Source organism: Polynucleobacter arcticus, assembly GCF_013307205.1.
Classification (GTDB): Bacteria; Pseudomonadota; Gammaproteobacteria; order Burkholderiales; family Burkholderiaceae; genus Polynucleobacter; species Polynucleobacter arcticus.
On sequence record NZ_CP028940.1, the window covers coordinates 252,824 to 265,573 of the forward strand.

The 12,750-nt window shown below is 47.0% G+C and carries 18 protein-coding genes; 7 read left to right on the top strand and 11 right to left on the bottom strand.

Annotated features, from left to right (window positions below; genetic code table 11):
* Positions 1 to 6 precede the first annotated feature (6 nt).
* Positions 7 to 522 (bottom strand): 6,7-dimethyl-8-ribityllumazine synthase, encoded by a 516-nt coding sequence (gene ribH, locus DN92_RS01350; protein WP_173959559.1) that lies wholly within the window; start codon positions 520 to 522, stop codon positions 7 to 9.
* An 11-nt stretch (positions 523 to 533) separates the two neighbouring features.
* Entirely contained in the window at positions 534 to 1,673 is a 1,140-nt protein-coding gene (gene ribBA / locus DN92_RS01355; RefSeq protein WP_173959560.1) for a bifunctional 3,4-dihydroxy-2-butanone-4-phosphate synthase/GTP cyclohydrolase II, read from the bottom strand.
* Between the two features lie 140 nt (positions 1,674 to 1,813).
* Here ribBA and DN92_RS01360 point away from each other — a divergent pair, with 140 nt between their 5' ends.
* From DN92_RS01360 to DN92_RS01385, 6 genes are read left to right on the top strand one after another with little or no spacing between them, the layout of a single operon-like run.
* Entirely contained in the window at positions 1,814 to 2,161 is a 348-nt protein-coding gene (locus DN92_RS01360; protein ID WP_173959561.1) for a type II secretion system protein, read from the top strand.
* Complete coding sequence (locus DN92_RS01365; RefSeq protein ID WP_173959562.1) at positions 2,091 to 2,717, top strand: PilW family protein; 627 nt, start codon at positions 2,091 to 2,093, stop codon at positions 2,715 to 2,717. The genes DN92_RS01360 and DN92_RS01365 overlap by 71 nt, the downstream gene beginning before the upstream one ends.
* The gene (locus DN92_RS01370; RefSeq protein WP_173959563.1) at positions 2,714 to 3,043 is read left to right on the top strand and encodes a hypothetical protein; all 330 of its coding nucleotides are present in this window, start codon (positions 2,714 to 2,716) and stop codon (positions 3,041 to 3,043) included. Before DN92_RS01365 ends, DN92_RS01370 begins: the two co-directional genes overlap by 4 nt.
* Positions 3,036 to 3,584: a GspH/FimT family pseudopilin gene (locus DN92_RS01375; RefSeq protein WP_254598312.1), complete on the top strand. Its 549-nt coding sequence runs from the start codon at positions 3,036 to 3,038 to the stop codon at positions 3,582 to 3,584. The genes DN92_RS01370 and DN92_RS01375 overlap by 8 nt, the downstream gene beginning before the upstream one ends.
* Before the next feature lie 47 nt (positions 3,585 to 3,631).
* Entirely contained in the window at positions 3,632 to 4,759 is a 1,128-nt protein-coding gene (ribD, locus tag DN92_RS01380; protein WP_173959564.1) for a bifunctional diaminohydroxyphosphoribosylaminopyrimidine deaminase/5-amino-6-(5-phosphoribosylamino)uracil reductase RibD, read from the top strand.
* Positions 4,760 to 4,791: 32 nt separating this feature from the next.
* Entirely contained in the window at positions 4,792 to 5,409 is a 618-nt protein-coding gene (locus DN92_RS01385) for a riboflavin synthase (protein WP_173959565.1), read from the top strand.
* A 1-nt stretch (position 5,410) separates the two neighbouring features.
* Here DN92_RS01385 and DN92_RS01390 read toward each other — a convergent pair whose 3' ends face one another.
* The 9 genes from DN92_RS01390 to tolQ form a co-directional block, all read right to left on the bottom strand.
* Positions 5,411 to 5,764, bottom strand: coding sequence for a type II toxin-antitoxin system RelE family toxin (locus tag DN92_RS01390; RefSeq protein WP_415836387.1), 354 nt, complete (start codon positions 5,762 to 5,764; stop codon positions 5,411 to 5,413).
* The gene (locus DN92_RS01395) at positions 5,688 to 5,942 is read right to left on the bottom strand and encodes a type II toxin-antitoxin system prevent-host-death family antitoxin (RefSeq protein ID WP_173959567.1); all 255 of its coding nucleotides are present in this window, start codon (positions 5,940 to 5,942) and stop codon (positions 5,688 to 5,690) included. The genes DN92_RS01390 and DN92_RS01395 overlap by 77 nt, the downstream gene beginning before the upstream one ends.
* 90 nt (positions 5,943 to 6,032) lie before the next feature.
* Positions 6,033 to 6,773 (bottom strand): 7-cyano-7-deazaguanine synthase QueC, encoded by a 741-nt coding sequence (gene queC, locus DN92_RS01400; RefSeq protein WP_173959568.1) that lies wholly within the window; start codon positions 6,771 to 6,773, stop codon positions 6,033 to 6,035.
* Between the two features lie 26 nt (positions 6,774 to 6,799).
* Positions 6,800 to 7,537, bottom strand: coding sequence for a tol-pal system protein YbgF (gene ybgF / locus DN92_RS01405; RefSeq protein ID WP_173959569.1), 738 nt, complete (start codon positions 7,535 to 7,537; stop codon positions 6,800 to 6,802).
* Positions 7,537 to 8,049, bottom strand: a complete 513-nt coding sequence (gene pal / locus DN92_RS01410; RefSeq protein WP_173959570.1) for a peptidoglycan-associated lipoprotein Pal — start codon at positions 8,047 to 8,049, stop codon at positions 7,537 to 7,539. The genes ybgF and pal overlap by 1 nt, the downstream gene beginning before the upstream one ends.
* Before the next feature lie 131 nt (positions 8,050 to 8,180).
* Entirely contained in the window at positions 8,181 to 9,476 is a 1,296-nt protein-coding gene (gene tolB / locus DN92_RS01415; protein WP_173959571.1) for a Tol-Pal system beta propeller repeat protein TolB, read from the bottom strand.
* Positions 9,477 to 9,479: 3 nt separating this feature from the next.
* On the bottom strand, positions 9,480 to 10,316 hold the full coding sequence (gene tolA, locus DN92_RS01420) for a cell envelope integrity protein TolA (protein WP_173959572.1): 837 nt from the start codon (positions 10,314 to 10,316) through the stop codon (positions 9,480 to 9,482).
* Positions 10,317 to 10,335: 19 nt separating this feature from the next.
* On the bottom strand, positions 10,336 to 10,755 hold the full coding sequence (locus DN92_RS01425) for an ExbD/TolR family protein (RefSeq protein WP_173959573.1): 420 nt from the start codon (positions 10,753 to 10,755) through the stop codon (positions 10,336 to 10,338).
* A gap of 2 nt (positions 10,756 to 10,757) precedes the next feature.
* Entirely contained in the window at positions 10,758 to 11,414 is a 657-nt protein-coding gene (gene tolQ / locus DN92_RS01430) for a protein TolQ (RefSeq protein WP_173959574.1), read from the bottom strand.
* A gap of 76 nt (positions 11,415 to 11,490) precedes the next feature.
* Between tolQ and glyA the strand changes: the two genes are divergently transcribed.
* The gene (gene glyA / locus DN92_RS01435) at positions 11,491 to 12,735 is read left to right on the top strand and encodes a serine hydroxymethyltransferase (RefSeq protein WP_173959575.1); all 1,245 of its coding nucleotides are present in this window, start codon (positions 11,491 to 11,493) and stop codon (positions 12,733 to 12,735) included.
* Positions 12,736 to 12,750 lie beyond the last annotated feature (15 nt).

A 12,750-nucleotide genomic window follows, 5' to 3' on the forward strand; every position in this document is an offset into this window, starting at 1 on the left:
CAATCATTACTCCTGGCCAGGGTGGATTTCAAAATCAATATCGGGAGTTAAGGCAAGTGCTAAGTTGGCCATTTCAACAACAGCTTTAGCACAATCAGCACCTTTGACCTGAACCCGTACTTGCGCTTGCTCATCGGTATCGCAGGTGAGAACGCCATTCGCAATGGGTAGACCAGAATCCATGGAAACCCGAGTGATGCCAGAAGCAGACTCATTGGAAACCAATTCAAAGTGGTAGGTCTCGCCGCGAATGACGGCGCCCAAGGCAACCATGCCATCAAACTCACCAGTCTCCGCCATTTTTTGGAGGGCAAAGGGGAGTTCTAGTGCGCCTGGTACCGTAACTAATTTAATGTCGGATTGAGATACGCCTAGCCTGATGAGTTCTTCAATGCAGGCGGTAGTCAATGCAACGCAATGCTCTTCATTAAAGCGGGCTTGCACGATGCCTACGCGCAGATCCTGGCCATTGAGATCGGCCTCTAAAACGCCAACAGCTTGTTCATTATTAGTTATGGTCATGTTTGAATAGCTTATTGTTTAGGTTCAAAAGGGGTGTAGCCGGTAACTTCAAGCTTATACCCAGAAAGACTGGGTACTGGATTGGGGTTAGCGAGTAAGCGCATTTTTCCAACGCCAATATCTTTTAGGATTTGAGCGCCAATGCCATAGCTGCGGAAATCCGTTTTGCGAGCTAAAGGTTTTTGGGTCTGCTCTGCATGAGTGCCGTTGAGTTTATGAAATTGCGCCAACCAATCGACATCATTTGGAGATGCAATACCCGAAGCATTTAACAGTACTGCTACGCCTGCTGGTGAAGATGCGAGCTTTTGTAATGCTTGCGCTAGTGGCCAAGAGTGAGTGCTGACGTTGGCATCTAAGAAATCCAAAACGGTCACAGGCTCATGTACGCGTACGAGGGTTTCTTCAGTCTCAGAGGGCTTGCCATGAATCAATGCAAGATGAATGCATGAACTTGGTGTGTCACGATAAATGATTCCGTGAAACTTACCCCAAGGAGTAGCAAATTCACGCTCACCTTCCCGAACCACAATACTTTCATGTTGGCTACGGTACTGAATCAAGTCTGCAATGCTACCAATCTTCAATTGATGTTCTTTGGCAAACTCTAATAAATCTGGCAGGCGCGCCATGCTGCCATCGTCTTTCATGATCTCGCAGATGACGGCAGTAGGAGAGCAACCAGCCATAGCAGCTAAATCGCAGCCTGCTTCGGTGTGTCCTGAGCGAATGAGTACACCACCTGGTTGCGCCATTAATGGAAAAATATGACCAGGTTGAACGAGATCGTCTGGCTTAGCTTGTTTGGCTACCGCAGTTTTGATGGTGTGTGCGCGATCTGCTGCGGAGATACCGGTGGTGACACCACTAGCAGCCTCAATTGAGACGGTGAAGTTTGTCCCCATGGAGGTGCCGTTATCTCTCACCATTAAAGGGAGGTTGATTTGTTGGCAGCGCTCACGGGTTAAGGTGAGGCAAATCAGGCCACGACCATACTTGGCCATGAAATTGACTGCCTCTGGGGTGACATGGTCAGCGGCTAGTACGAGGTCACCCTCATTCTCACGATCTTCTTCATCGACCAGAATGACCATCTTGCCAGCCTTGAGTTCGGCAATGATTTCTTCTGTGGAGGCGAGATTATTTTGCATAGCCTTCTATTTTAAGCTGAGGAGGAGTTTTAGAGCTGTAAGCCTGGATCTCCTCAAATAGGCGCTCTTATCCGCTGTTTCTGACAAGTGGCATCTATCGATGGCATTTTTTTATCACTCCAGCCTCGAGAAAATGTCCTATGCCCCAATTTTGCCGAGTAAACCCAGAATCGTTGAGTGCACTCAGGCCATCTAGACAAGTCAATGGGTTTATCTTGCTCGAGGTTTTGGTGGCTCTGAGTTTAGTGGCCGGCAGTTGGGTTGCTCTGGGGAGCACTTACCAAGGGATTATTTTGCGCTTAGGTCAACTGCAGGCAACAAGAGATGCAATAACAACAGAGTGGGATCGGCATGAGATGGCCGTATTGAACACTGCGCAATTGAGTTCGACCACTTCACCCTTAAGAAAGTCATCTAATGAGCTTGCTGGAATGTCTCGTCGCTCTCGCCCTCTCTCTCATTCTCGTAGCGCCTCTGATAAAAAATAGCGGGGAGTTTATTGCCAAGAAAATTGCGCATGAAAAATCCCAATCTCTGACTGCTGAAGCGGACCGTGCTTTCGAGTTGATAGGGCGAGCAATTCGGATGGCTGGATATCGAAATATCCCCTCATCGATTTCGTCTGCAAAAAAACACATTGCTTTGAGTGATTACATTCAAATTCAAAAAGGGAGCGGGTATCGAGGCTCAGATTCACTCATGGTTAAGCATGAAATCTCTCAAGGACAAGACTTTGATTGCATTGGTAACACCCTATCAAAGGACCGTACTAAACATGATTTAGCGCAGCAGGGATTTTTTCTTGATCGACAGTCATCGATACCCAAAGGTATGCGAGTCAATGGTGGATCATTGGTCTGCCAGTCATTAGATCGTCAGGGACGCCTACAAAATACTACTCTGATGAATGGTGTGAATTTCCTTTCCTTCGAAGAGCTTACAGGTAGCGCTGGTAAGGCCTACAGGGTGAAGTTGGAGATGACAGACGGGGCGTCTATTCATCAAGAGTTTGTGCGTACATTTGCTACTCGCAATTTGCTGTGATTATTACCTGGATCCTATCGCTATTGACACTACTCTCCACCCTAGTCATGGAGTTAGAGCGCTTAGCGGCACTTGAAGTGATAGCTCTTAACACTTATGTGGAATCTCAAAAACAATTTATTGCTGCAGAAAAATCTTTACTTGAATGTGAGCAGTATATTGCAAACGTTGCTCTATTGCCCAATTCCCCATGTCATCTTCAGTCCGTAGGAAAAAATCTGTGGCTGGTATCCAGTAAGGGCAAACCTAGACTGGAGGTGATGGTTCTTTGGGATGAAAAAAAGACTATAGCTACTCGTTTGAATTGGCGGCAGAATTTTGATTAACTCAGATCGTGGATATAGCTTATTGGAGCTTATGGCGGTAGTCCTCATTATCGCCATCATGGTGCTGATGACGATGCCGCTATTGCATGAACACATGGCTGCTCGAGAAATCGACATGATCGCTAGACGCTTTATTGCGCATGCGCAATTTGCACGGGCACAAGCTTTAAGATTGGGAGCACCTGTCCGCATCATGCCTCTGCATGAAAATCTATGGGATGAGGGATGGATTGTTAAAAACGCTTGCGACCGCAACCAATTGAAATCTACCTGTGTTGAACGGCAGTGGTTTTCACAGGGTGATATTGCCCCGGTCTATTTCAAGGGGGGTGGTAAGCAGTTTATTGACCCCCATACATCCCAGAGGGGGATTTTATTCAATGGGGCGGGTGCTGCAAAGACCACCCAGGGAGGGTTTGTGGCTAACCGCCTCATATTGGGTCATGAGCGCAATTCTTTGCTCGAGCGTCAGTTGATATTGGGTAGCGGGGGCCGCTGGAGAATTTGTGACCCGACTCGGGACTCAAAAGCTTGTAAGTAAAGAGGGTAAATTTGCCGCTTCCGGCCACAATCGGTTTTAATAGACCCATGTACACCGCAGTTGACCATCAATTTATGAGTCAGGCATTAGCCGAGGCTCAAAATGCCCTATATTTAGCCAACCCCAATCCTCGGGTGGGATGCATCATTATTAAAGATGATGAAGTGATTGGGCGGGGTTATACCCAAAAAGTTGGCGGTCCCCATGCGGAAGTTCAGGCTTTAGCTGATGTGAAGTCAAAGGGGATAGATCCTGCTGGATCGACCATCTATGTCACGCTAGAGCCCTGTAACCATACCGGTAGAACCCCGCCTTGTGTCGATGCCTTAATTGCAGCTAAGCCAGCCAGGGTGATTGTGGCGATGTTAGACCCCAACCCCTTAGTTAGCGGTAAAGGCCTCGAGCGTCTAAGGGCTGCAGGAATTGATGTCCGTTGTGGCCTATTAGAGTCAGAATCTCAGGAGCTTAATCGGGGTTTTATTTCTAGAATGACGCGCAGTTTGCCTTGGGTTCGCATGAAGATCGCTGCGAGCTTAGATGGCAAAACCGCTTTGCCGAATGGCCAAAGCCAATGGATTACAGGCCCTTTAGCTAGAGCTGATGGGCACCACTGGCGAGCTCAAGCATGCGCCATATTGACTGGAGTAGGTACGGTTAAAGAGGATGATCCGACTCTCAATGTCCGCGATGTTAAAACTGAACGTCAGCCCTGGAAAATCATTGTCGACTCTAAGCTAGAGACACCACTGACCGCTAAAGTATTAAGCAATCCCAAAGCATCAGGCATCATTCTGGTTTGCGCTTCATTAGATTCGGTAGACGCACAAGAGAAGAGAAAAGCATTCGAGGCCATTGGTGTTGAAGTGATTGCGATGGCTAATACCCATGGCAAGGTCGACTTAACTAAGCTCTTTGCTTACTTGGCACAAGAGCGTCATATGAATGAAATCCACATCGAGGCAGGATTTAAACTCAATGGCTCCCTACTGAGAGAAGATTGTGTTGACGAGTTATTACTGTATTACGCCCCCTTTATGGTGGGTGATGGTATTGGTATGGCAAACATCTCTTCATTGACAGCTCTGGATCAGCGGCAGGATTGGCAAATAATGGATCACAGCCTATTTGGTCCTGACCTTCGCTTACTTCTGCGTCTAGATAAAAAAACGATTTAAGAAAATTACAAACACCTTTTTAAGATCTCACTATGTTTACTGGAATTATTACTGCAGTTGGCCAAATTAAAAGCATTCAAGCTAAAGGCGATGGTTTGTACTTGGTGGTTGAAGTACCTACGGGCTATCTCGATGATGCGGTAATGGGCGATAGCATTGCGATACAGGGGGCCTGTATGACCGCTACGGAATTGACTAGCAATACTTTTGCCTTAGATATCTCGCGCGAGTCTCTTAATAAAACTGTTGGTTTGGATCGGGTCGGCCCAGTGAATCTAGAAAAAGCACTGCGTTTAAATGATCGCCTAGGAGGTCACTTGGTAAGCGGCCATGTGGATGGCGTTGGTAAGGTCACGCATTTTGCAACTGTGGCACAAGATCCCTATGGCTCTTGGTTACTGCGGATTGAAGCTCCAAAAGCGCTGGCACCATTCTTGGCATACAAAGGATCTATTGTGGTGAACGGCGTTTCGCTCACAGTCAATAAAACTGAAGACAGTAAACATGTCTGCATAGTGGATATCAATATCATTCCACATACGCTAGAGAATACGACTTTGGGTAAGTTAAACCAGGGTGATGCAGTGAACTTAGAGGTAGATTTAATTGCGCGCTATGTTGCGCGGATGATGGAAGCGCAAGTCAAATAATTTACCGTCTTTTACTTGCTTTTTCATAAACCTCAGATTGATCTCGCCTGCCAACAGCAATAATGAGTACGACCAACTTATGGTCTATGACCTCATATACAAGCCTATAGCCAACTGCCGCTAGTTTTATCTTGTAAAAATTATCTAAGTCTCCATGGAGTTTAGCCGATGCAACTCTAGGATTCTGAACTCGCTTTTCAAGTTGCTTTTTAAACTGGCTGCGGACTGAATTATCTAATTTTTTCCACTCTCTGAAGGCTAGTACATTGAATTCAAGACTATAGATCTGCAAGCTTGACCTTAATTGTTTTTCCACCGCTTCTAGACTTAATAGTTTTAATGAGTGAGACATCATCTACTAAATCAAGTAAAGCCTCATATGCTTTTGCTGAGAGAAGGTAGGCTTCAGGTTTATTGTGATTCAGAACGGCAACGGGTAGGTCGCCAGCAATCTCTAAAATTTTGCTCGGATTGCGCCTAAGGTCAGTCATGCTGACGGTCGTTTTTGCGTGAATGGTTTGTGTCAAAGTCATAATAAATTGCCCATAATTAAGTGCATTATTATGCGCTTATTAGGTAAAGTCAAACCCTTTTAAGGGAAGGACTTTGACGTACAGATACGCTTAAAGTCGGCGATATCGCGTTGGATCACTGAGATTGGCTTGCTTAAAGCCAATCTGCCTCAACCGACAAGACTCACATTCTCCGCAAGCCTCACCTAAATCGTTGGCTTGATAGCAAGAAACGGTTTGCGAGTAATCCACGTCTAGGGTGGTGCCCAGTTGAATGATCTCTGCCTTGGTCATGCCAATGATGGGCGCATGCACCCGAAAGCGATTTTCAAGATGAATGGCTTCTACGCCAGCCTTGGTAGCTAAGTTTGCCATCGTTTCAAATGAGGCAACGTACTCTGGACGGCAGTCTGGATAGCCAGAGTAATCGACTGCGTTAGCGCCATAAAAAATATCTAAGCCACCTAAGGATTCTGCCCAACCCAAGGCAAGTGATAGCAGAATCGTATTACGTGCTGGCACGTAAGTCACAGGAATCTCTTGATCTTTACCGGGAGTAGTTGGCACATCAATCGATGCATCAGTTAAGGCTGATCCGCCAAAACGGGTGAGATCTAAATTGACTACTTCATGACGGACTACACCCATCTTCTTAGCGATATGTTTTGCAGCGGCCAGCTCAGAGGAGTGCCGCTGTCCGTAACCAACTGACAGAACATAGGGCGCGTAACCAAGATCCTTTGCAAGCGCCAAAATCGTGGTGGAATCGAGACCACCAGAAAACAGGATGACTGCGGGGGCATTCGGCTTGCGTGGAGCGATATTTTGAAATGCAGCAGATAACAGAGACATCGGAATTGGGCTTACCTTTTTACTTCTTACTTAATCGCAGCATTGAGTTGTTGCGCGTCTTTTGCTGCTTCCGTATCGGGATACCTGCTGATGATCTCAGCAAACGTTTTTTTAGCCGCTGCCTTATTGCCACTTTCCAGCTGTGCATTACCCAAGGTCAACATTGCAGACGGAATGCGAGGATGAGTAGGGTAGCGCTTGATCAAGCTTTGTAACTGCGCAATAGCGCCGGCATAGTCTTTATTGGCGTACTTGCTGTTGCCACTCCAAAAAATAGCTAGTGGAGCATAAGGACTCTTGGGATAGCGTTTATCAAAAGCAGAGAAACCTTCATCTGCCTTTTTGAGGTTGCCGGCCTGGAACGCCTTTAATGCTTCGTCATACGCCTTTTTCTCCTCAGGTTGGATTGTGCCGCTGACCCCTTCAATGGTCGCATTACGTGGCTCAAAATTACCTAAGCGGGTATCCAGGTCCTGGTAGTAAGTTTTTTGACTGCTATTGATATCCTCGCCTTGCTTCTCCAAATTTTCAACCTTGCCACGCAACTCTGCATTTTCTGTTTTGAGCTTTTCAATTTGATTTTGTAAGTCCAATTGCGTTGTTGCTAGAGACTTACGTAAATCCAAAATCGCTTTGCGAGCATCATCGTCGGCAAAGAGTGCCCAAGCATTACTTGAGAGGCCCAAGCAAAGTGTGGCAACACTTAAACAAAACGCTCGTGAGAGCGTTCGTTGGAAAGAGCAAGCCTGATGCATGAGTCGCATTAGTTCGTGATGTAAACAATGTCAGCGCGGCGGTTTTCTGCCCAGGCTGCTTCGTTATCACCTTCGGCTTTTGGTCTTTCTTTACCAAAACTGACTGCTTCCATTTGGTCATCAGATACACCCATCAGATTCAGTGACTTACGAACCGCATCCGAACGACGTTGGCCTAATGCTAAGTTGTACTCAGCTGTACCACGCTCATCAGTATTACCCTGAATAATGATCTTTTGCTTAGCATTGGCTTTTAGAAAACTGGCGTGGGCAGATAATTGTTTTTGGTATTTTGTCTGAACGGTGTACTCATTCAAATCAAAATAGACGCTGCGCTGAAAAAGGGGGCTACTAGGATCGTTCCATGGTTGTGAGCCAAACTTACCATTACCACCGCCACTACTACCGCTATTAGCGCCATCTACATCATCTAATTTGACGCTAGAGCAAGCGGCTAAAAACAGTGCTGTTACACCAAGGAGGGTGAGGGTTGCGGCACGGCGTGCGATAGAAATTGTCATGATCTTTCCTTTTCCTACAAATGAAGCTATGAAATGAGCTAATAATTAATAGCTAGTATTTAATATTATGCCCCTAAGAGTCTAATTTTAGCTATTGAACTGGAAAGATCTGTGTTTATTTGCTGAAGTGATTAATCCATAAATGGACCCCAGGATGGCTGACGGACATCAGATCCTGGAATACTTAACACCTGCTTGGAATTGCCATCTACTGATACGGCTGCCAATACTCGCTTGCCACCGACCTTGGTGGAATACAAGACATAGCGACCATTTGCTGCAAAGGAAGGGGACTCATCACTACTGCTGTCCGTTAAGGCCTGGGCATCACCTGTAGCCAAATTGAGGATATAGAGTCGGAAAGCACCCCCAATATTGGCAATATAGGCCAAATACTTGCCATCTGGAGAAATGCGCGGGGATGTCACAAAGCCTTGCTTAAAGGTGATGCGCTTGGCACCTTCAACTTGTTCGCCATCCGCACTCATTCGGTAAATCTGGGGATTTCCGCCACGATCGCTGGTGAAATAGATAGAGCGACCGTCAGCAGAATATTGGGGCTCTGTATCAATCGTACGGCCCTGAGTCAGGCGCTGTAAGCCGCTCCCATCAGCGTTGATGCTATAGATCTGGGTATTGCCATCTTTCGAAAGGGAGATCGCTAGTTTTTTACCATCCGGTGACCAAGCCGGCGCACTGTTATTACCCTTTTGATTTGAGAGGGGGATGCGACGACCTGTTGCGAGTTCATGAACGTAGATCACTGGCTTGCGATCTTCAAAGGACACGTAGGCCACTTTCTTGCCGTCGGGGGACCAAGATGGGGAGATGATGGGCTCACCACTATTCATGGCATTACGAATGTTTTGACCATCTGCATCGGAGATGACCAAGCGATAGCGTCTACCTTCTTTAATGACATAAGACAGCCGTGTAGAGAAGATGCCGCGCTCACCCAGCAATTTGAAGATGATGTCATCGGCAATCTTATGGCCGGCAGCGCGTAAATTATCCGCGCTGGAATTGATATTGAGGCCGCCCAAGCTCAACGATTTACGCACATCAAATAATTTGTATTGAATCTCAAATTGATCACTTCCTTTTTGGACCACAGAGCCCACTACCAAAGCATCTGCTCCGCGAGCAGCCCAAGACTTGTAGTTAGGAGTGCCTTCATCGCTCTCACTGGCATTACCGTTCTCAGTATTTTTAAAGTAACCACTACGAGCTAAGTCTTGGCGAATGATTTCGGTAACACTCGTTGGTAGTTTGTTCTCATCCTTAAAGCGCATAACGGCGATGGGATAGAGTGACTGTCCCACACCAGTGATTTCAATATTCATTTGCGCTGTAGCGGGAATGGCGAGGCCAATCAATGACAACGCAACTGCAACAAATGAAAAATACTGCTTAGCTAATTGCAACATGCTTTAGTCCTTGGGTTTAAAGGTCAGCTTAACTTCTCTTTGAGGAATTTTGCCATTGTCGTCTTTTGGTAGGCTTTCTGCGCGAGTGAGTGCGAGTAATACTGCACGATCCCAGCCAGCACTGCCGCTAGAACTTAACAACTCAGTGCTCAAAATAGCCCCATCGGGCGCGAGATTGACTTTAACTACTGCCGCAGGATTGCCGCTGATGGACTCTGGGTTGTAGACAATTAAGGGTTTTACTTTTTTAATGACCTTATCGGTCCAGCCGGGAGGGGCATTGCCACCACCACCTACTCCACTACCGCTGGTACCGCCACTACCGCCTTCTGCGCCAGCTGCAGCGCGAAGACGTGCCATCTGATCGGCGCGGACTTTCTCGGCAGCAGCATTGGCTTTGGTGTCTGCAGGAGTTGCTGCCTTAGGTGCTTCCACTTTTTTGGCTGGCTCCGCCTTTTTAGGCTGCTCTTTTTCCTTCTCCTTGGCTGGAGTCGGCTTAGGTGGAGTTACCGGCTTAGGAGTTTCTTTCACCACCTCTTTTTTAGGAGGCTCTTTTTCAAGTTGCTTTTTCTTAATCGCAATATCGGCGGCCTCTTCCTTCATCTCGGTTTTGATTTCTGGGACAACAGGCGCTACTACTTGCTGACTGGCATCCCATAGTTCAACCTCGACCCCAGAAGGGGTAGAGTTATTCCAGCTAATACCGATCACCAAGAAAGCCACCAAACCTAAGTGCGCAGCCAGAGAAAAACTAAAAGCACGTTGAGTGCTTTCGTTTTGAGTAGGGCGACCTCGTTTGAAAGTCGACGGGCTTAAGTGAAATGTTTGCGCGCTATTCATGAATGAAAGACAAAGAGGTTTACTGACTCTTCACTGCAAGACCAACCCGTTTCACACCATTTTCTTTAAGCTTGGACATGACATCCATGACTACTTCGTATTTAATGGATTTGTCAGCGGCGAGTACTACTGGTTGCTCAGCTGACTTTTCTGCTTGCGAACGTGCAAAGGCACCCAGTTCGAGCTTATTCAAAGTTTGCACTGGATCACCATCTTTACGAACAATGACATTCTCATTGGCGTCAATCGTTAAAAAGACAGGAGGCAAGGTTTGTACTTTGGCGCCACCGACGGTCGGAAGGTTGACGACGCCGGGATTTACCATCGGTGCGGTCACCATGAAAATGACCAACAACACCAACATCACGTCGATGTATGGCACTACGTTAATGTCGGCCATTGCTCGACGCTTGGAGGACTTTCTGAGTGAGCCAGCCATACTTATTTTCCTGAGGCTTGACGTTGCAAGATGTTTGTAAATTCTTCAATGAAGGTTTCAAAGCGAATTGCCAAACGATCTACATCCGTTGCAGCGCGGTTATAGGCCACTACTGCTGGAATGGCAGCAAATAGACCAATCGCAGTAGCGACTAGCGCTTCTGCGATTCCAGGAGCAACTGCTGCCAAGGTCGCGTTTTGAACATTAGCTAGGCCACGGAATGCATGCATGATCCCCCAAACGGTGCCAAAGAGGCCGATATAAGGTGATACCGAGCCCACAGAGGCCAGGAATGGCAGATTGGCCTCTAGCATGTCCATTTCGCGTTGGTAAGTGGCTTTCATGGCGCGGCGGGCGGCATCTATCTCTCGACACTTAGTGAACTCCTGCATGCCAGCTTCAAAAATATGCTCCAAGACGGCGTCGCTACGGGTATTACGCTGGGCAGCTTCAAGGAGGGTGCCCAGGTCGCCACCGGACCAAAAGTCCCGCTCAAAGCGCTCGGTATCCCGCCTAACACCACGCAAAATGGCCGTTTTCTTAAAAATGATGGTCCATGAGGCCACAGACATGCCCAGTAATAACAACATTACTAACTGTACTAATAGGCTGGCATTGAGGACTAGAGAGAGAAATGAGAGGTCTTGAGTAGGAGTCATGATGGATTTTGTATGATGTAGGTTGATTTTACTAAGTTAATTCACTTAGCAATCCAACTTTTTCAGGATTATTATCATGTTCGACCGCCAAAACACCTTAGCCAAAACCGATCCAGAATTGTGGGCATCGATTCAGAATGAAAATCAGCGTCAGGAAGACCATATTGAATTGATCGCTTCTGAGAACTATGCCTCACCAGCAGTGATGCAGGCACAGGGCTCTCAGCTGACCAATAAGTATGCTGAAGGCTATCCAGGTAAGCGTTATTACGGTGGTTGTGAGTTTGTGGATGTCGCCGAGCAATTAGCGATTGATCGCGTGAAAGCGTTATATGGTGCTGAGGCAGCAAACGTTCAGCCCCATTGCGGCGCGTCTGCGAACCAAGCTGTGTTCTTGGCGTTTTTAAAGCCAGGAGACACTTTTATGGGAATGAGTTTGGCTGAAGGCGGTCACTTGACTCACGGTATGGCCCTGAATATGAGCGGTAAGTGGTTTAACCCGATTTCTTATGGCCTCGATAAAAACGAAGCGATCGATTACGAGCAAATGGAGCGTTTAGCGCGTGAGCACAAACCTAAATTAATTATTGCCGGTGCATCTGCCTATTCTCTCGTGATTGACTGGGAGCGCATTGGTAAGCTGGCTAAAGAAGTCGGTGCTATTTTTATGGTGGATATGGCGCATTATTCTGGCCTGATCGCCGCTGGTGTTTATCCCAGCCCAGTACCGCACGCAGATATCGTGACTTCTACTACGCACAAGAGTTTACGTGGCCCCCGTGGCGGCATCATCTTGATGAAGGCTGAACATGAAAAGGCGATTAACTCTGCGGTATTTCCAGGTCTACAAGGCGGCCCTTTAATGCATGTGATTGCGGCTAAGGCGACAGCATTTAAAGAAGCTCAAGAGCCTAGTTTTATTGAATATCAAAAGCAAGTGATTGCAAATGCGAAAGCCTTGGCTGAGACTTTGATCGCACGTGGCTTGCGCATTGTTTCCGGGGGCACCGATTCCCATGTGATGTTGGTAGATTTGCGCGCCAAGAAAATGACAGGTAAAGAAGCTGAGCGTGTATTGGGCGAAGCCCACATTACCTGTAACAAAAACGGTATTCCAAACGATCCAGAAAAGCCGATGGTGACAAGCGGTATTCGTTTGGGTTCACCTGCAATGACGACGCGTGGCTTTAAAGAAGCTGAAGCACGTCAGGTAGGTAATTTCATTGCTGACGTTTTGGATAACCCAAATGATGCTGACAACATTGCTAAAGTGCGAGCACAAGTAGCCGAGTTAACCAAGCGTTTCCCGGTTTACGGTTAAGTTCTAGAAACTGAG